Genomic DNA, 17608 nt, shown 5'->3' on the forward strand with positions numbered 1-17608 from the left:
CATGTGTCGGCGGTTCGATTCCGTCTCGCGCCATTTATATTATTAAGGAAGGGTAGCGAAGAGGCTAAACGCGGCGGACTGTAAATCCGCTCCTTCGGGTTCGGGGGTTCGAATCCCTCCCCTTCCATAGTAACGGGCATAGTTTAAAGGTAGAACTAAGGTCTCCAAAACCTTCAGTGTGGGTTCAATTCCTACTGCCCGTGTTTGTTAAATTATGGCGGGTGTGGTGAAGTGGTTAACACATCAGATTGTGGCTCTGACATTCGGGGGTTCGATTCCCCTCACTCGCCTATTTATATTATTGGGGTATAGCCAAGCGGTAAGGCAAGGGACTTTGACTCCCTCATGCGTTGGTTCGAATCCAGCTACCCCAGTTATACTTTGCCGGCGTGGCGGAATTGGCAGACGCGCTGGACTCAAAATCCAGTGTCCGCAAGGACGTGCCGGTTCGACCCCGGCCGCCGGTATAATATAGTATTAAGAAACGTTGTTAAATCAACGTTTCTTTTTGATTTGGTAAACTTTTGGTCAATAATTCTATTTTTTAACTAAACTTGTTAATACTGCACGAACTTTATTGTTCTCAATTTCTGCTTTTTCCTTTATCAGATGACCGTAAGTTTCAGTTATTTGCTTAATATCTCGATGCCCCATTAACTTTGAAACTGCCCAAATATCAACACCCATTGCTAACATTGTTGAACAATATGTATGTCTCAAACCTGTACTTGTCATAGTCTGCGGATAAATTTTCAAATCTTTTAAAATTTGCTTTAGATGCTTATTGATTCCTGCATTTGTTACAATCTTATAATTTAAATCTACTAAAAGCATATTTTCGTTATTTGTAATTGTGCCGTTTTCAATGAATACAGTTTGTTCTTGTTTTAATTTTTTTAGAATAGTTAAAGTATCATTGTCAATTGGAATTGTACGAATTGATTCTTCTGTTTTTGGGTTTGTCCATCGTTTTCTAGCTGTATCATATCGTCTATAAGTCTTGATTTCTGAACTTTCCCACAACACACAATCCCATGTGAGTCCTGCAACCTCTCCCGCACGTAATCCCGTTTTTAGTTGAATCAATAGTAAATACGGTACAATTGAAGTTGTTAAATCAAGATTGTTTTCTAAATATGTTACTAGTTTTTGATAGTCATTAAAGCTATGAATATATTTTTCATCTCTTCTTTTTTTAGGAGGACGTCCTGAAAGAATAACACCTTCAGTAAAATCTTCAATATTAAGTTTATCTCTTTTCGCAAATACAATAACATTTCTAATTTCTGCATTCATTCTACTAACATTGTCACGACAATTTGTTTCAGCGTACTTATTAATAAATTCTTGATATTCGCTTGCTTTAATTTTTAAGGCTGGTTTATCTTTAAAATATGCTTGAATGAATTTACCACGTATTTGATGCTTATTGAAAGTAGATTCCGCTTTTCCAAGTGGTTTAACTGTTAATTCTAGCCACTTTTCCCATAGAGCATAAAATGTAATATTTTTATCAATTATTGCACCATTAAGCAATTTTAACTCAAGAGCTAACGCTTCAATTTCAGCTTCTCTTTTTGTCTTAAAGCCTGAATTTGAAGCAACTACCTTTTTATTTTTATCAAAAATTCTATAATCCCATAAATTCTTTTTTCCTCGTTTTCTGAATGAAACTGACATGATTACCTCTTTCTAAAAGACGATAACCAAGATATTATCTTGATTATCGTATCATAAACTAAAGATTTCTGCAAAGTTTTCTTCAAAAAATTGTTTCGTTTTGCTGGCTAAAAAGTAGTACCGTCCGCCCTGACTGTCTGGATATTTTACAAAACCATCTTTATTCTTCTCAATATCGATTTTTGAGCGAATATCAGACCTATAGAGAACATTTTCTAACAGCCAAGGCCTAGAGACTGAAACCATCTCTAAAACCTCGGATAAGCTCATATATTTCCCTTCTGAAGCTTGCTTCTTCATATTGAGATATTCTTCCTTTTCTACAATGATATGTGTGTTGGGAAGATTTACTTCTAAATTGTCTATTTTGATTAAAATCTTATCTGTCATATAATTTTTCCTTATTCTATGATAAAATAGAAGCAGAAATAGTATTGATTATTTCTACTAGTTTTAGTTATCACTGCACTCACTTTGGTCGGTTGAGTCTGTAGTGATAACTTTTCTTTTACTATCAATATTTTTTTCTTTCTTAATTCTTTCTAATATATCTGAAGCAATTTTTCGAAATTCTTCTTCATTTTCTACACTGTTTAGTGTATACGTCTCTAATTTTTTAAATGCTTGTTTTGCTTTTTCTTTTAAATCACGTGTTGCTGTATAATTCCATAATTCAATTTTGATAACCTTATTCTTTTCATCGTGAATCATTTTAATTACAAATCTAATTCTTCGCATTAGCTGATGATATTCTTTATTTTTCTTTCCAAACCACGAATCACACCAATCCCAATAACTATCTGAATTTGTGATAATTGTTAAATCATTGATGATATACGCATCTTTAAACCGTGAACTTAACTGTGTAGCTGAATCTGGTTCTAGTATCTGAAATAACTCTCGAAAAGTCATGCCACAACTTGCATCTAATTCATTGATTACAATTGTTTTTTCCCCTTTGTAGCCAGAACCTAAATCAAAACGCTTTTTATTTATTGATGGGGTATGTGCTCCTAATCTATCACGTTCTTCTGCAAGTAAGCGTGCTAAATATGATTTTCCTGTTCCCCCTTCAGCTTGAATATAAATACCTGTGTGATTTCGTTCGCCCTTGCTCATACGAATAAACTCCTTATGAATATATTCTTGTCTGTTTTCCTCAAATTGTCTTTTATTTGAATTCCACGCTTTTTGTGCTATACGTTGAGTGAATTGCTCAAATAATTGTTGTTTTGCTTCAGTTGTAAGTAAGCCTTCTTCTGAGATTAGATAGCTTAATTCTAAACAATAATCGTCTATTTCTAGACCATTGTCAGATTTTTCTTTGCTATGATTTTTGATTTTTCCCATGATATCATAGATATAGTTTGTATTTTCTGATGAAATGACTTCCGAAACTTCGTAAGGAAATTTGTGTTCTTCCATGTTACGTTCTTTGCGATGTGTAAGATATCGGCATGCTTTTATCGAACTACGAACAAATTCTAAATTTTGTTCCCTTGAAATTGATAGAGCCTTAAATACTGATATGTAAGTATGAGCATGCTTGAAATCAATATAAAAATGTGCATGTAGTGGTTTTGAACTTCCGTCATCTTTTAAATCTTTATCGTGAAAAATAATATGATACCTATCTTCTTCATTTTTACAATAGTCTTTAATCCGTTGAATAACTGATTCACGAAAATCTTTTTCAGTTAATTTTGAATTTGCATTATGTTCATATTCGAAAGAAATTTGACCAAAAAATTTTCGTTTTCTATCATTTTGATTAATTTTCATAAAAATCCTTTCTGTTTTTGACACAAAATGAATAGTTTGTGTTGATTTGTGTTGATTAGATATGTTGTTGATGTGGATGCACTGACGGAGAAAACTGTGCATCCACATCCAAACAAACATCATATTTCCTTGACACATCACAACATAAAATTCTTATTCATTAGACATGGATTGTTTAAATATTTTGGTGCTGGTGTACCTGCCTGCCTTCAGCAGCAGTACACCGCACTATTATTTTTTTCTAAATGCTGTTGAGCTGAATGTTCTACTATTTTCTAATCTAATGAAATCATTAAATAAATAATTACTGTCTAACTGATTTAATTCTCTTTTTGCCTGTGCCAATAATTCTTCCATAATATTATAACTTTCACAATTGGCTGGAAAAGTCCATTTTGCTACAGCTCTGTGTTCATAGTAAACAACAGTTAATGTCAACAGTGAACGATTCGCTTTTCTGATAATTTCTTGTTTTGAATTGCTGTAACGAGAAGATTCTTCCAAACTTGGCTCTACATTTATCTGCCTACAAAATCGCCTAATCTTGTATGTAGCGATATATGATTTGATACTATTTCTGAAATAATCAAACTCAGCATTTCGAAATCCAAAATCAATAATAACTATGTATAACAATAAAGAAAATGATAAAATTGAAATTAAACGTAGTACTGAAATAAAAACAATAAAATTAAAAAATGTTTCTAAATGTGTTTGAAAAATGAGAAATGTAGCTAAACGTTCAAAAATAAAGAATATTAATGAAATAAAAATTGTAAAATTAATTACATTATACTTGTTCAAATAATTTTTCATGTACTTTGTTCCTTTCTAATCGTGTATGTTGGGGTCAATAGTGGCATAATATGAGTCCGATGGTCACTATCTGTAAATTTAACAATACCTGTGCCGATACCAGAGGGGACTACAATATTATCGACATTGATGTTGGGCAACAAAAATTGACAAGTGTTCGCATTTATTTCACCTAAAATAAATATACAGTTGATTTGTTCACGTACTGCTGTATTACCTCCAAAAGCCGTAGCATCAAAGCGTTGACTTAATAAAATTAGACTAATATTTGTTTGCCTCCCCAGTAAAGCAATTGTTCCTAACAATTGAGAAAATGCTTCACGTGCTTGTTTTGAACTCCCCTGCACTAATGCCAATAGCTCATCAATAACAATATAAATGCGTTCGAACTTAGTATCTGGTTCTGTTAATAATATCTCTTGACGTTGATACAGTTTAGTAATAACTTTTGCGAGTAATGCATTACATTCTGATATAAAACTATTCAAGTTTGAGCCTTGAGTTGGAGAGAACACTTCTAAATTTAACTCTTTAGCTAATAAATAAATATCTGACAATTTAGGGTCAATACAGATGATTTGATTCGTAATAGATTTTAAACAATAAATGAGATATTGAACAAAATGTGTTTTCCCCTGACCACTCGCCCCACTTATGGCAACGTGGACTACTTTTGTCATGTCAATTCCAACGTTGTTTTCCATTATAGGAATATATTTTTCTGATACCTTTTCTTTAATAAAAGTTTGTAAGTTACTTATCTTTAGACGAGTTGGGACACCATCTAACCATGGGAAGAAGAAAGCCCGAGCCATGTTTGGATTTCTAGTGTCATAAGGGACGAAGTAGGCATTGTTTTGGGGGAGAAGAGTTTTATAGGGGTAAAGTATACCAGCGAGAATTGCAAAAATATCAAAGTATAGTTTCTTGCTTAAAGAATAACTGACAGGGAGATTGGGGATGTAAAAAACGCCAGAATCATTGCTTGCGACCTTAATATCAAATGAATTTAAATAAGATGATTCATCATTAATATTGAGAGCGTTATTCAAATTTCTTAGAATGAATTGTTCTAATTCAAATTTGTTTTTACCAAATTCAGCCACACCAGCAGAAGTTGATGATGTGGCTTGACTTTGGCTTTTATTCATTGAAAAAGCCATATGTTACTTTCCTTTCTTAATACCTTTTGCACGAAAATAAATCTTACGATCCATGTCAATTGCTTCTAAATGTTCAAACTCGATAGAATCACCAATTTTATAAGCAGATAAATCAATATCATAATCTGCAGGGAGTTTGATTTTGAAAGGATTATGAGTTTCAGTTGCGACCCAAACTTGTTTTCCTGTTACTTCGTCGGTTGGTTTGTTATCCTCAAATTTGACTTGTGTTTCAGCTTTAAGACCAACCAGAATGATTTGTTCATTACCAATAGCAGCTTCAGCGTTTGCTATTGAGTAGGAAGAAAAATGTTTGTAAAATACCATCACTGGTACCTCCGTTATAAAAAATTTTTTTAAAGTTTTGCTACGCGAGCATTAACTTCATGAGTCTATTCTAACAATAATTTTTTCTAAAATCTACAAAATGTGTATTTTAAATTTGACAAAATGGTATTTACGATGTACAATTAAAGCATACGATACACATTTTATTTTATGGAGGACAAGAAAATGCTTAAAATAAAAATAAAACGATTATCTGATTTTATGGATGACATGATACAAAAGTATCAAATTGAGGAAACAGAAAATCTTAAAAAAAATTTACGTACGAAATTTCAAAGAGAACTGGAAGCTATGGGTGAGTGGGAAACAGCTCCGTTAAAGACATTTGGTAGAAACAGAACAAAGGTATTCAAGTATGAAATTCTCGATAGATTAGAGAAACGGTGTGAACCATATTTAGTTAAGAAGAGCGGATTTGATTTTGATAAGTTCAAAGATTATAAAAGCAATATAGACAGTGAAAACTATTTTGAAGAAGTAACAGAAGATGAGATAAAGGATATGCATGAAAGAGCTGTTTTTAGGTCATGGGCTGGTTCTATTTCAAAAGAGGAGATTCGAGATGTTATGTTAACAGCTTTATTTGAAAAATTTTTTACTCCTATTGATATCGAACAATGGCAAAATGATAGTGATATTTTAACAATTGTTGATGTTAATGATGATAGAGAATCTAGTTTTGAATATTACAGGGCGAAGGAGCGTTATTCGTCTCATAATAAATCTGCATACTATAAGGAAAGAAAATAAATGAATAAAAAATAACCGCTAAGATTTTTTTAGCGGTTATTTATGTTATTTAATAGAGTTGATATTGCATCAATTATCTCAGTTTTTTGTGGTTCGGGTATTTGTTCAAGTTGATTGATAATATTTTCAATTTCTTTACTCTTTTCTGGAAATTCGAAATTAAAAAATGTTTTTTCATCTACTCCAAGAGCCGAAATGATTTTGTTTAACGTTTGTATTTGAAAATTATATTTTTCATTTTCTATATTATGGATATGTTTCGAACCTAAGCCAGCCAATTCTGAAAGTTTTTCTTGGCTAATTCCTTTTGATAGTCGTAAATATCTAATTCTTTTTGCAATAAAAGTTTGTAAGTTGTTTTGATTCATAGTTTTTACCTTCATTTATTATTTTAAAGATAAAAATTATAAATAATAAGTAGTACAAATTACACTTGTACACTATATAAGTGTTGAATATTACACTTTATAATGATAAAATAGTGTAGTAAAACTATAAAAATTAGCTCATTTTATCAGCCATCAAAGGAGAAAATGATGAAGAAACTGAAAACCCTAACAACTTCAACAGCTATTGCGCTTGCATCAGTTGGTGGAACTGCATTTGCTCAAGAAGCTCAAGCGACTCCAGTTGTTTCTGACACTGCTGTCAATGAACCAGCTCTTGTTACTAAGTCACAAGTGAAACCACTTGAAAAGAGTGAAGTTCCTGCGCCTTCTACAGTGAAACCTGCTCTTGACGCTCAGAAAGCTGTTGTGAAAGATGCTGAAGCTAAGATTGACACAGCTAAAGCTGATGTAAAAGCAAAAGAAGCTACTGTTGCTTCAACTGAAAAAGAAGTAGCTACAGCTACTCAAGCTGTCAAAGATGCGGAAGCAATTGCTTCTCAAGTAACACCTGCCAAAGTTGCTGAAGTCAAAGATGCTCAAACTAAAAACCTTGAAGCACAAACTGCTAACCAAGAAGCAACTGAAGCTACAAATGCTCAAATCAAGACTGAAACAGCAGTTCTTGCTGAAAAGCAATCAGACGTAGCAACAGCTAAAGAAAATCTTGAACAAGCTGAAAAAGATGTCCAAACAGCTGAACAAACAGTGGCAAATGCAGAATCTGCACTTGACGGAACTGGACTAGCAAATGCTGAGAAGGACTTGAAAGAAGCTCAAAAAGGTGTCAAAGACGCAGAAACTACAGTCTCTGACGCACAAACTGCATTCAAAAATGCAACAAAAGCAGATGCAGACCGCGACCAAGCTATCAAATCAGCTGAAACTGATGTAAATACTAAAAATGATGCTGTCAAATTGGCTAAAGAAAAATTGGCAACAGCTAACCAACATGCTGAGTCAGTAGATGCTAAGTTGCAAACAGCTCAAGATGAGTTGACAAAAGCTCAAGATGCACTCAAAAATGTTGATGTTGTAAATATCCAAAATCCAACTTTCCACATCTCTGATAGTCTCCGTGATAAAATTGGTGCAAAATCAAATGATATCACATACAAAGACGCTTACGAATTGTGGGGAGCAAATGATAACGAAACAACTCGACGTGTTATGCGCGGTATGGCTGTTCAAATGTCAAGTGCTTCCACTATCAAAATCAGCGAAGCTGATAAAAATCGTCCAGTTGATTTGAATAACTTGACTGATGACCAATTGGTAGAAATCAGCCAATTCTATGCTAAAATGTTGACCCAGTTGAACCACAATTTTGGTTACAATGAAAATAAAAAAGCATATGTTTCAAGTGAAACACTTGAACGCTCAAAACGTGAAGCGAAACAATACGAAAAACGTGCCCTTGACCCACGTACAGCTGGTCACATTCCTGGAGGAATCGAAAACCTCATGCCTATGGGAAATGGAAGTGACGAACAAACAATGTATGGTCTTAAACAAGCTGTTATTAGAGCATTTGAATTATCTTCATACGAAGATGAACCTTCTAAATGGGAACATCTAAGTAGTAACTTATTCAATAAAGCCTATAAACCAGTAGCTCTAACAATCGCTAACATCAATGGTGAATATTGGATGTTAACCACATTTAGTGGTAGCCAAGAAGATCCAATCGAAGACAAAACTGACATCGCAACTCTTGAAAAAGCTGTCGCAACAGCTGAATCAAACCTTGAAAAAGCTAAAACTGCATCAGAAAATGCTAAAAATGCTTTGACAACAGCTTCAACTGATTACGCAAGCGCACTCAGCTTGAAAACTGAAGCTGAAAAAGTCTTGGCTGACGCAATGGCTACGCCACTCCAAGCTCAAGTTGCTGAAAACAACCTACGTTTAGCAAACATTGCTCTTGAAAACGCTAAAAAACGTGAAGCTACAGCAAGTGAAGCAGTCGCTAACTTCTCAGCAAGTCTAGCTGACAAGAAAACTGCTCTTGAAAAAGCTCAAGACGAACTTAAATCAGCTAAAACTGTTAAAACAATTGCGTCACAAGCTCTTGAAAATACTTCAGCCAAACTTGAAGACCAAGAAACTAAACTAGACAGCTTGAACAAACAAGTTACTAAACTTCTTGCTGAAAAAGATGCTCTTGTTAAAGAAGCTAAAGAATTGGCTGAACAATTGCAAGCATATTTGGACGCACCTGTTGCTCTAGCAAATGCTCAAGACACTCAAGCTAAAGCTGAAGCTAAACTTGAAACAGCAAAAGCTGAACTCACTACGGCACAGTCTACTCTTGAAGACTTGTTATCTGCGTATCGTACAGAATATGCTAAGTTGGTTGACTTGCAAACAGATTACGATGAACTCGTTGACCTTGCAGAGAAAGCTCAAGAAAATGTTGTTGCAACACTTCCTGACGGTACAGTAATCGCTATCCCTAAAGGTGCTCCAACTGCTGAAGTGCTTCCTGAAGTTAATGTTGACGAATTGCAAAAAGCTCTTGCAACTGGTAAAGAAGTGACTTTGGATGCTCAAGGAAAAGTTGTTGTGAAGGAAAAACGTGAAACATACTCAGCGCCTGCTGTTAAATTAGTAGAAAACGAAAAAGTGACTTACTCAAGAGTAGAGCGTGCAAAAACATTGCCAAACACTGGCGAAAACTCAAGTGTTGCGATGTTGGTATTTGGTGCAATTCTTGGAACATTTGGACTTGTAACAGTACGTAGAAAAAATTAGAATAATGAAAAAATCTTCTTATTACAAATAGGAAGATTTTTGTTAAAATATATTAGAAGAAAGAAATAATGTGAGGGTTAAAAAATGAGAACTCCTAAGAAATATACTGATTTAATTAAGAATAAAGAAATAACAAATCAAATTATTGCAGAATGTATATATTCTGTTAATAAAAGAGCAAAAAACTATCGAGATAAAATAGAAGATTATAAGCAAGCTGGGTTCTACAAATACAAAGAAAATAATATTGAAAATGCAAAAGAACAGAAACAAAAATACTATAGTATGAAAGAAGATTTATTATTAAACTTCAGACCAAAATTAATTCATAAACAGTATGTAGGGGAGAAAACACAACGTGTCTATAGTTATCAAAAAAATTATACAAAACTATATAATGAAAAAATAAATGATATTATTAAGGAAAATAGTTACTATGATTACGATAGAAATAGGGAAGTTGATTTTTTTGATTACAGCTTAGGTGAGAAAAAACATCTTTATTTTTTATATTATGAAATCGGTGAATATAGTTTTCATACCCCAATTACAGAAGAAAGTGCAGAAAAAAATACTCAATTAGAAATCAAAGAAATAGATGAGAATTTTCAAACTCATGGAGCTGATATAGCAGACTTACTCTCAACACAATTTGTTCAAAAAGTAATAGACTTGTTAGATAGTGGAGATTATACAATTATAGAATAATTAAAAAAATCTTCTTATTATAAATAGGAAGATTTTTTGGATTCACAAAAATAGTTTAAAAGACTACGCTATTTAAACCATTTTTGAGAATGAATATTGGACTATACCGATTGTGCCGAACACGGTATCGAACTATGTATAAAAAATTGTGATTATTAAATTTCAAGGCTATAAAATTAAAGCAAAAGTTTAAAATTTATTTGGTCAACCACTGGTCAATTTCCTCAATTTCAATACTAACTAGCGTGTGATAATATCTTGATTTAATCGTTTCTTGGTTATTTATTTTAACTTATTTTAACACTAGTTTGTTGGCCGCCGGTATAGTATTAAAGACAAGGTTTTAGGACCTTGTCTTTTTATTTAGGCTTATATTCCTGGTACAAACCATCCGTTTGACGGGTTGTTATGATTCTTCAAATAAGGTTTAAAAAAATTTTACTAAAAATAGGTCTATACCATTTACAAATTCTTTTGAAAGGTTTATAATGTAATTGACATAATAAATAGTAGAATATTTTCTTAAGGAGGATTTCATTATGCCTAAGTATATTAAAGCTGATCAATTTTTCTATCCACATGGTATTCGTCGTGGAGGTTATTTGGAACTTATTGCTGGCAAGTTTGGTAAGCACGTTGAAGAGATTTCTGAGGATGCTGAAATTTTAGACTACTCTGGTTACAGCATTGCACCGGGTCTAGTTGATACTCACATTCACGGTTTCGGTGGTGTCGATGTTATGGATAACAATATTGAAGGTACACTTCATACGATGAGTGAAGGTCTTCTTAGTACTGGTGTTACTAGTTTTCTTCCAACTACTCTTACTTCATCATTTGAACAGTTACTAGCGGTTACTGAGAACATTGGTGCACGCTATCAAGAAGCATCTGGTGCTAAGATTCGTGGTATTTATTTTGAAGGACCTTACTTCACTGAAGAATTTAAGGGCGCTCAAAATCCTGCATATATGAAAGATCCTCGCATGGATGAATTTCGTGCTTGGCAGAAGGCTGCTAATGGTCTTCTAAATAAAATTGCCCTTGCACCTGAACGTGAAGGTGTTGAGGACTTTGTACGTACGGTTACTGGTGAAGGTGTTACTGTTGCTTTAGGTCACTCAAATGCAACTTTTGATCAGGCTAAGAAGGCTGTTGACGCTGGTGCAAGTGTTTGGGTTCATGCTTATAATGGTATGCGTGGGTTAACTCACCGTGAGCTTGGTATGGTTGGTGCTATGTATGAATTGCCACATACTTATGCTGAATTGATATGCGATGGGCATCACGTTGATCCTAAGGCCTGTGACATCCTACTTAAACAAAAAGGTACTGAAAATATTGCTCTTATCACTGACTGTATGACAGCGGGTGGTTTGCAAGATGGTGACTACATGCTAGGAGAATTCCCAGTTGTGGTTGCAAATGGTACTGCACGTCTCAAATCTACTGGGAACTTGGCAGGTTCTATTCTCAAACTTAAAGATGGTTTGAAAAATGTTGTTGAATGGGGCATTGCAAATCCACATGAAGCAGTTATGATGGCCAGTCTCAACCCAGCAAAATCTGTTCACATTGATGATGTCTGTGGACAAATTCGTGAAGGCTACGATGCTGACTTTATCGTTCTTGATAAGGATTTGGAATTGGTAGCAACTTACCTTGATGGTGAAAAACGTTATCAAGCATAATCTCTAAAGTAGAAACTAATTTAGTTTCTACTTTTTTAAATTTAATTTGTTAATTTCTTCACATATCACTTGATTTTATTTATGAAAAGGCTTACAATTATGATGTAAACAATACAAATAAAAAAACGGAGGTAAGCTTTATGAAAGCCTATACTTATGTTAAACCAGGACTTGCTTCATTTGTTGATGTTGACAAACCAATTATTCGCAAGCCAACAGATGCTATTGTGCGTATCGTTAAGACTACTATTTGTGGAACAGATCTTCATATTATCAAAGGAGATGTCCCTGCATGTAAGAGTGGAACTATCCTTGGCCATGAAGGAATCGGGATTGTAGAGGAAGTTGGAGCAGGCGTTTCAAACTTCAAAAAAGGCGATAAGGTTTTGATTTCTTGTGTTTGTGCCTGTGGTAAATGCTACTACTGTAAAAAGGGAATCTATGCCCACTGTGAAGACGAAGGTGGTTGGATTTTTGGACATTTGATTGACGGTATGCAAGCAGAATATCTTCGTGTGCCTCATGCTGATAATACTCTTTATCATACTCCATCTGACTTGTCTGATGAAGCCTTAGTTATGTTATCTGATATCTTACCAACTGGTTATGAAATTGGTGTCTTAAAAGGGAAAGTAGAGCCTGGTTGTAGTGTGGCAATCATTGGTTCAGGTCCAGTTGGCTTAGCAGCTCTATTGACTGCTCAATTCTATTCACCAGCCAAATTGATCATGGTAGACCTAGATGATCATCGTTTGGATACAGCAGTTTCCTTTGGTGCTACTCATAAAATCAACTGTGCAGATGCTGAAAAGGCTATTCAAGAAATCTACGATTTAACAGATGGTAGAGGGGTTGATGTAGCTATCGAAGCAGTTGGGATCCCACAAACTTTTGACTTCTGTCAGAAGATTATTGGAGTTGATGGAACTGTAGCAAACTGTGGTGTGCATGGTAAGCCAGTTCAGTTTGATTTGGATACTCTATGGATTCGTAACATTAACGTAACTACCGGTTTGGTTTCTACCAACACAACTCCTCAGCTTTTGAAAGCTTTAGAAAGCCATAAAATTGAACCAGAAAAATTAGTAACTCATTACTTCAAACTAAGTGAAATTGAAAAGGCCTATGAAGTATTTGGTAAGGCTGCTGATCATCATGCGATTAAAGTCATTATTGAAAACGATATTTCAGAAGGTTAATCTTATCTTTGAATCCAGTTATTTTTTTGAATAGCTGGATTTTTTTGAAAAAAGCTTTATAATTCGTGAAAATGAGCAAATTTCTTTCATTATTCTAAAAAATTCGCTATAATATACGGTACAAAGGAAGTAAGAAATGTATCGAGTTATAGAAATGTATGGAGATTTTGAGCCTTGGTGGTTTTTAGAAGGCTGGGAAGAAGACGTCATTGCGAGTAAGCAATTCGAAAACTACTATGACGCCTTGAAGTATTATAAATCTTGTTGGTTTGATTTGGAAGAGAGAATCCCGCTCTACAAGAGTCGTGGAGATTTGATGACCATATTTTGGGATCCAGGTGACCAACGTTGGTGTGAAGAATGTGATGAATTTCTGCAGCAATATCATTCCTTGGCTTTATTGGAGGATGGGCAAGTCATTCCAGATGAAAAATTTAGACCTGGCTATGAAAAACAAACAGGGCTTGAGGTGCACAGAACCTGCCGTATCAAAAAAGAAGGGACAACTTTTTAAGGAAGTTGTTCTTTTTTTGTATTTTCTTCGAATAATAACAGTAAGGAGGGAGATATGGTACAAGCACTTGCACAAGAATTGATTACACTGGCCAAAAAAGAAGGAGCTCAAGACATCTATTTTGTTCCTAAAAATCTGATCTATGAGCTACATATGCGAATTGGAGACGAGAGGCGATTTGTTGATAGTTATGACTTTGAAAAGTTGGGTGCTGTCATTAGTCATTTTAAGTTTATTGCGGGGATGAACGTTGGCGAAAAACGTCGTAGTCAGCTTGGTTCCTGTGATTATCAGCATGATGGCAAGATTTCTTCACTACGCTTATCGACGGTAGGAGATTATCGTGGTCATGAGAGTTTAGTTATTCGCCTTTTACACGATGAAGAGCAAGAGTTACGCTTCTGGTTTCAAGATATTAAGGAACTAGAAAGGAGCTTTAGGCAACGGGGCCTTTATCTATTTGCAGGACCTGTAGGAAGTGGTAAAACAACCCTGATGCATGAATTAGCCAAGTCACTGTTTAAGGGACAACAAGTCATGTCCATTGAGGACCCAGTCGAGATTAAGCAAGAAGAGATGCTGCAATTACAACTCAATGAAGCTATTGGACTGAGCTATGAAAACTTGATAAAACTATCCCTTCGTCATCGACCAGATCTTTTGATTATTGGGGAAATTCGGGATAGAGAAACAGCCCGTGCTGTTGTAAGAGCGAGCTTAACGGGAGCTACAGTGTTTTCGACCATACATGCAAAGAGTATTCGTGGTGTCTATGAGCGTCTTTTAGAACTCGGTGTCAGTGAGGATGAACTCGCAGTTGTTTTACAAGGTGTTTGCTACCAGAGACTAATCGGGGGAGGAGGAATTATTGATTTTGCAAACCAAAATTATCAAGAACACCAAGCTCATAAGTGGAATGGGAAAATTGACCAGCTTCTTAAAGAAGGACATATCACTGCCCTTCAAGCTGAAACAGAGAAAATTAGCTTCTAGTAAGCAGAAGAAAATTATCACTCTCTTTAACAATTTGTTTTCTAGTGGTTTTCACTTGGTAGAAATTATTTCCTTTCTAGATAGAAGTCTCTTGTTGGAAAAGGAATATGTATCGCAGATGCGCCTAGGGCTCTCGCAAGGGAAATCTTTCTCGGAAATGATGGGGAATTTAGGTTTTTCGAGTGCGATTGTCACTCAACTTTCATTGGCTGAAGTTCATGGAAATCTCCATTTGAGTTTGGGGAAAATTGAAGAATATTTGGATAATCTTGCTAAGGTCAAGAAGAAGTTAATTGAAGTTGCGACCTATCCAGTCATTTTGTTGGCTTTCTTACTGCTTATTATGTTGGGCTTGCGAAATTATCTCTTGCCTCAACTGGATAGTAGCAACATAGCTACCTTAGTGATTAGCAACCTGCCACAGATTTTTCTTGGGCTTGTTCTAGCGTTAGGTCTAGTATCTTTAACAGGACTGATATTCTACAGAAAATCTAGGAAGATACAAGTATTTTCTTTTCTAGCTAGAATCCCCTTTCTAGGTGTGTTTGTTCAGTATTATCTAACTGCCTATTATGCTCGAGAATGGGGCAATATGATTGGACAAGGTTTAGAGTTGTCACAGATTTTCCAGATGATGCAGGAACAAGGAAATCTTCTTTTTAGGGAAATCGGACATGATTTATCCCTGTCCTTGCAAAATGGGCAGGAATTTTCGAAAGTTGTGCAAAATTATCCTTTCTTTAGAAGAGAGTTGGGTTTAATCATTGAATACGGAGAGGTCAAATCCAAACTGGGAAGCGAATTGGGAATATATGCGGAAAAAACTTGGGAGGCATTTTTTACCCGAGTCAATCGTACCATGAATCTAGTTCAACCGCTGGTTTTTATTTTTGTAGCCCTGCTAATCGTTTTATTGTACGCAGCCATGTTGCTGCCCATGTATCAAAATATGGAGGTAAATTTTTAGATGAAAAAGATGATGATGAAATTAAAAGAAGCTAAGGTAAAAGCTTTTACACTGGTAGAAATGTTGGTGGTATTGCTTATCATTAGCGTCCTACTCTTACTGTTTGTGCCAAATCTTACTAAGCAAAAGGATGCAGTCAATGATAAGGGGAAAGCAGCTGTCGTCAAGGTGGTAGAAAGCCAAGCTGAACTCTATAGTCTGGATAAAAATGAAGATGCTAGTCTAAGCAAATTACAGGCAGATGGACGTATCACTGCTGAGCAAGCAAAAGCTTACAAAGAGTATCATGATAAACAAAAGACAAGTCAAACAGTTGCGGATTAGGGCTTTTACCATGCTAGAAAGTCTATTGGTTTTAGGGATAGTCAGCATTTTGGCTTTGGGTTTGTCAAGTTCAGTTCAATCCACTTTTGCGGCGGTGGAAGAGCAAATTTTCTTTATGGAGTTTGAGGAACTTTATCGAGAAACCCAGAAACGAAGTCTGGCTAGTCAACAAAAGATGAATTTAATGTTAGAAGAGAGGAGCATTAGTAATGGTTATCAAAAGTTAGCCATTCCTAAAGGGATTCAGCTTCAGTCACATCAGTCAATAACATTTGATAAGGCTGGAGGTAGTTCCTATCTGGTTAGCATCAGATTTCAAACAAGGAAAGAAGTAGTTCGCTATCGACTAAATATAGGAAATGGAAAGATTAAACGTATTCAAGAAGCAAAAAATTAAGGCGGTTATTTTACTGGAAGCAGTGATTTCACTAGCCATTTTTGCCAGTATTGCAACCCTCTTGCTAGGGCAGATTCAAGAAAGTAGACGACAGGAAGCAAGACTCATAGAACAGGAAGAAGTTTTGCGTGTGGCTCGTATGGCTTTGCAGACTGGACAAAAGCAGTTGACTGTCAATGGTCTTACGGTTCACGTTGTCTCGAATGAGCGAGGTTTGGAGGTGTATCATGGAACTGAAAAATTACTGGCGATTGAGGAAAAGTAAAGCTAGAGCTTTTACACTTTTAGAATCTCTCGTAGCCCTAGTCGTTATTAGTGGGAGCCTGCTTCTTTTTCAATCTATGAGCCGACTCTTGGTTTCAGAGGTTCGCTACCAGCAGAGAAGTGAGCAAAAAGAGTGGCTTTTATTTGTGGATCAACTGGAAACAGAGCTTAACCAATCCCATTATCAAAAAGTGGAAAACAATCGTATTTATCTGAAACAAGATGGCAAACCCATTTCCATGGGTAAATCAAAGTCAAATGATTTCCGGAAAACAGATGCTAGTGGACGTGGTTATCAACCCATGGTCTACGGTCTAAAATCAGCTCGAATTCAAGAAAAAGGGCAGGGGCTGCACTTTCACTTTCAGTTTGAAAAGGGACTAGAGAGGGAATTTATCTATCGTGTTGAAAAAGAAAAAAGTTAGAGCAGGAGTTCTCCTATACGCTGTCACTATTGCTGGAATTTTTAGTCTTTTGTTGCAGTTTTATCTAAATCGGCAAGTAGCACATCATCAGGATTATGCCCTCAATAAAGAAAAACTCCTTGCATTTGCAATGGCTAAGAGGACCTATGAAAAAGCTAGTTCTGAGAGTGGTCAGCAGTCGTTTAATGTAGGGAAGTCAACTTATCGAAATGACGAAAAATTCTTCACAACGACTATTGACACAGGAAAAAATAAGTTTGAATTTCACTTTTCTCCTTTGAAAAAGACCGGCCAAAAGTCAGAGAAAACAGAAAACAAGCCCAAAGAAGGAGATGAGGAGAAAAAAGAAGAAGGGGTAAAAAAAGAGACGGCTATTTCTTCCAAATTAGCACCGTCAAAGAACGGCACAGAGTAGTTTGGACGAGGTTTTTACCTGAAATCATGCTA

20 protein-coding genes and 5 tRNA genes are annotated in these 17608 nt (G+C 35.3%); 18 read left to right on the top strand and 7 right to left on the bottom strand.

What is annotated here, in order from left to right; genetic code table 11:
• Positions 1–46 precede the first annotated feature (46 nt).
• The 5 genes from HMPREF2987_RS08695 (at position 47) to HMPREF2987_RS08715 (ending at position 467) form a co-directional block, all read left to right on the top strand.
• A tRNA-Tyr gene (locus tag HMPREF2987_RS08695) sits at positions 47–127 on the top strand.
• 5 nt (positions 128–132) lie between these two features.
• Positions 133–203 (top strand) — tRNA-Trp (locus tag HMPREF2987_RS08700).
• 14 nt (positions 204–217) lie between these two features.
• Positions 218–290, top strand: a tRNA-His gene (locus tag HMPREF2987_RS08705).
• 12 nt (positions 291–302) lie between these two features.
• Positions 303–374: transfer RNA gene (locus HMPREF2987_RS08710), tRNA-Gln, on the top strand.
• A gap of 9 nt (positions 375–383) precedes the next feature.
• A tRNA-Leu gene (locus HMPREF2987_RS08715) sits at positions 384–467 on the top strand.
• A 70-nt stretch (positions 468–537) separates the two neighbouring features.
• On the opposite strand, the gene HMPREF2987_RS08720 is transcribed toward HMPREF2987_RS08715, so the two are convergent.
• The 6 genes from HMPREF2987_RS08720 to HMPREF2987_RS08745 form a co-directional block, all read right to left on the bottom strand.
• A complete protein-coding gene (locus HMPREF2987_RS08720; protein WP_075230200.1) occupies positions 538–1680 on the bottom strand; it encodes a tyrosine-type recombinase/integrase in 1143 nt (380 codons plus the stop codon).
• Positions 1681–1731: 51 nt separating this feature from the next.
• Positions 1732–2070, bottom strand: a complete 339-nt coding sequence (locus HMPREF2987_RS08725; RefSeq protein WP_075230201.1) for a DUF771 domain-containing protein — start codon at positions 2068–2070, stop codon at positions 1732–1734.
• A gap of 63 nt (positions 2071–2133) precedes the next feature.
• Positions 2134–3462, bottom strand: a complete 1329-nt coding sequence (locus tag HMPREF2987_RS08730) for a Rep family protein (RefSeq protein WP_075230250.1) — start codon at positions 3460–3462, stop codon at positions 2134–2136.
• Between the two features lie 231 nt (positions 3463–3693).
• Positions 3694–4278, bottom strand: coding sequence for a hypothetical protein (locus HMPREF2987_RS08735; RefSeq protein ID WP_075230202.1), 585 nt, complete (start codon positions 4276–4278; stop codon positions 3694–3696).
• Positions 4275–5441, bottom strand: a complete 1167-nt coding sequence (locus HMPREF2987_RS08740; protein WP_075230203.1) for a P-loop NTPase family protein — start codon at positions 5439–5441, stop codon at positions 4275–4277. The genes HMPREF2987_RS08735 and HMPREF2987_RS08740 overlap by 4 nt, the downstream gene beginning before the upstream one ends.
• A gap of 3 nt (positions 5442–5444) precedes the next feature.
• Complete coding sequence (locus HMPREF2987_RS08745) at positions 5445–5768, bottom strand: hypothetical protein (RefSeq protein ID WP_075230204.1); 324 nt, start codon at positions 5766–5768, stop codon at positions 5445–5447.
• Positions 5769–5954: 186 nt separating this feature from the next.
• On the opposite strand from HMPREF2987_RS08745, the gene HMPREF2987_RS08750 reads away from it, so the two are divergent.
• On the top strand, positions 5955–6539 hold the full coding sequence (locus HMPREF2987_RS08750; protein ID WP_075230205.1) for a hypothetical protein: 585 nt from the start codon (positions 5955–5957) through the stop codon (positions 6537–6539).
• A 29-nt stretch (positions 6540–6568) separates the two neighbouring features.
• Here the strand turns inward: HMPREF2987_RS08750 and HMPREF2987_RS08755 are convergent, their stop codons facing one another.
• On the bottom strand, positions 6569–6907 hold the full coding sequence (locus HMPREF2987_RS08755) for a helix-turn-helix domain-containing protein (protein WP_075230206.1): 339 nt from the start codon (positions 6905–6907) through the stop codon (positions 6569–6571).
• 165 nt (positions 6908–7072) lie between these two features.
• On the opposite strand from HMPREF2987_RS08755, the gene HMPREF2987_RS08760 reads away from it, so the two are divergent.
• The 12 genes from HMPREF2987_RS08760 (at position 7073) to comGG (ending at position 17576) form a co-directional block, all read left to right on the top strand.
• Positions 7073–9679 (top strand): SEC10/PgrA surface exclusion domain-containing protein, encoded by a 2607-nt coding sequence (locus HMPREF2987_RS08760; RefSeq protein ID WP_075230207.1) that lies wholly within the window; start codon positions 7073–7075, stop codon positions 9677–9679.
• Positions 9680–9763: 84 nt separating this feature from the next.
• On the top strand, positions 9764–10387 hold the full coding sequence (locus HMPREF2987_RS08765; RefSeq protein ID WP_075230208.1) for a hypothetical protein: 624 nt from the start codon (positions 9764–9766) through the stop codon (positions 10385–10387).
• Positions 10388–10926: 539 nt separating this feature from the next.
• Positions 10927–12078: an N-acetylglucosamine-6-phosphate deacetylase gene (gene nagA, locus HMPREF2987_RS08770; RefSeq protein WP_075230209.1), complete on the top strand. Its 1152-nt coding sequence runs from the start codon at positions 10927–10929 to the stop codon at positions 12076–12078.
• Between the two features lie 140 nt (positions 12079–12218).
• A complete protein-coding gene (locus HMPREF2987_RS08775) occupies positions 12219–13277 on the top strand; it encodes a zinc-dependent alcohol dehydrogenase family protein (protein WP_075230210.1) in 1059 nt (352 codons plus the stop codon).
• A 136-nt stretch (positions 13278–13413) separates the two neighbouring features.
• Positions 13414–13791: a DUF1033 family protein gene (locus HMPREF2987_RS08780; RefSeq protein ID WP_075230211.1), complete on the top strand. Its 378-nt coding sequence runs from the start codon at positions 13414–13416 to the stop codon at positions 13789–13791.
• A gap of 54 nt (positions 13792–13845) precedes the next feature.
• Positions 13846–14784, top strand: a complete 939-nt coding sequence (gene comGA / locus HMPREF2987_RS08785; RefSeq protein WP_075230212.1) for a competence type IV pilus ATPase ComGA — start codon at positions 13846–13848, stop codon at positions 14782–14784.
• A complete protein-coding gene (gene comGB / locus HMPREF2987_RS08790) occupies positions 14708–15751 on the top strand; it encodes a competence type IV pilus assembly protein ComGB (protein WP_083312448.1) in 1044 nt (347 codons plus the stop codon). Before comGA ends, comGB begins: the two co-directional genes overlap by 77 nt.
• Positions 15752–16075 carry a competence type IV pilus major pilin ComGC gene (gene comGC, locus HMPREF2987_RS08795; RefSeq protein ID WP_075230214.1) on the top strand — a complete coding sequence of 108 codons (324 nt, stop codon included), beginning with the start codon at positions 15752–15754 and terminating at the stop codon, positions 16073–16075. It abuts the gene before it with no gap.
• A complete protein-coding gene (comGD, locus tag HMPREF2987_RS08800) occupies positions 16038–16472 on the top strand; it encodes a competence type IV pilus minor pilin ComGD (RefSeq protein ID WP_075230215.1) in 435 nt (144 codons plus the stop codon). The genes comGC and comGD overlap by 38 nt, the downstream gene beginning before the upstream one ends.
• Complete coding sequence (gene comGE, locus HMPREF2987_RS08805; RefSeq protein WP_075230216.1) at positions 16435–16737, top strand: competence type IV pilus minor pilin ComGE; 303 nt, start codon at positions 16435–16437, stop codon at positions 16735–16737. The genes comGD and comGE overlap by 38 nt, the downstream gene beginning before the upstream one ends.
• Positions 16700–17161: a competence type IV pilus minor pilin ComGF gene (comGF, locus tag HMPREF2987_RS08810; protein WP_075230217.1), complete on the top strand. Its 462-nt coding sequence runs from the start codon at positions 16700–16702 to the stop codon at positions 17159–17161. The genes comGE and comGF overlap by 38 nt, the downstream gene beginning before the upstream one ends.
• On the top strand, positions 17139–17576 hold the full coding sequence (gene comGG / locus HMPREF2987_RS08815; RefSeq protein WP_075230218.1) for a competence type IV pilus minor pilin ComGG: 438 nt from the start codon (positions 17139–17141) through the stop codon (positions 17574–17576). The genes comGF and comGG overlap by 23 nt, the downstream gene beginning before the upstream one ends.
• Positions 17577–17608 lie beyond the last annotated feature (32 nt).

Source organism: Streptococcus sp. HMSC067H01 (assembly GCF_001814775.1).
In the GTDB taxonomy this organism is placed as follows: Bacteria; Bacillota; Bacilli; order Lactobacillales; family Streptococcaceae; genus Streptococcus.

Coding starts and splice junctions, on each gene's coding strand:
- HMPREF2987_RS08720 (WP_075230200.1), bottom strand. CDS start 1,680: ATGTCAGTTTCATTCAGAAAACGAGGAAAAAAGAATTTATGGGATTAT.
- HMPREF2987_RS08725 (WP_075230201.1), bottom strand. CDS start 2,070: ATGACAGATAAGATTTTAATCAAAATAGACAATTTAGAAGTAAATCTT.
- HMPREF2987_RS08730 (WP_075230250.1), bottom strand. CDS start 3,462: ATGAAAATTAATCAAAATGATAGAAAACGAAAATTTTTTGGTCAAATT.
- HMPREF2987_RS08735 (WP_075230202.1), bottom strand. CDS start 4,278: ATGAAAAATTATTTGAACAAGTATAATGTAATTAATTTTACAATTTTT.
- HMPREF2987_RS08740 (WP_075230203.1), bottom strand. CDS start 5,441: ATGGCTTTTTCAATGAATAAAAGCCAAAGTCAAGCCACATCATCAACT.
- HMPREF2987_RS08745 (WP_075230204.1), bottom strand. CDS start 5,768: ATGGTATTTTACAAACATTTTTCTTCCTACTCAATAGCAAACGCTGAA.
- HMPREF2987_RS08750 (WP_075230205.1), top strand. CDS start 5,955: ATGCTTAAAATAAAAATAAAACGATTATCTGATTTTATGGATGACATG.
- HMPREF2987_RS08755 (WP_075230206.1), bottom strand. CDS start 6,907: ATGAATCAAAACAACTTACAAACTTTTATTGCAAAAAGAATTAGATAT.
- HMPREF2987_RS08760 (WP_075230207.1), top strand. CDS start 7,073: ATGATGAAGAAACTGAAAACCCTAACAACTTCAACAGCTATTGCGCTT.
- HMPREF2987_RS08765 (WP_075230208.1), top strand. CDS start 9,764: ATGAGAACTCCTAAGAAATATACTGATTTAATTAAGAATAAAGAAATA.
- nagA (WP_075230209.1), top strand. CDS start 10,927: ATGCCTAAGTATATTAAAGCTGATCAATTTTTCTATCCACATGGTATT.
- HMPREF2987_RS08775 (WP_075230210.1), top strand. CDS start 12,219: ATGAAAGCCTATACTTATGTTAAACCAGGACTTGCTTCATTTGTTGAT.
- HMPREF2987_RS08780 (WP_075230211.1), top strand. CDS start 13,414: ATGTATCGAGTTATAGAAATGTATGGAGATTTTGAGCCTTGGTGGTTT.
- comGA (WP_075230212.1), top strand. CDS start 13,846: ATGGTACAAGCACTTGCACAAGAATTGATTACACTGGCCAAAAAAGAA.
- comGB (WP_083312448.1), top strand. CDS start 14,708: ATGGGAAAATTGACCAGCTTCTTAAAGAAGGACATATCACTGCCCTTC.
- comGC (WP_075230214.1), top strand. CDS start 15,752: ATGAAAAAGATGATGATGAAATTAAAAGAAGCTAAGGTAAAAGCTTTT.
- comGD (WP_075230215.1), top strand. CDS start 16,038: ATGATAAACAAAAGACAAGTCAAACAGTTGCGGATTAGGGCTTTTACC.
- comGE (WP_075230216.1), top strand. CDS start 16,435: ATGGAAAGATTAAACGTATTCAAGAAGCAAAAAATTAAGGCGGTTATT.
- comGF (WP_075230217.1), top strand. CDS start 16,700: ATGGAACTGAAAAATTACTGGCGATTGAGGAAAAGTAAAGCTAGAGCT.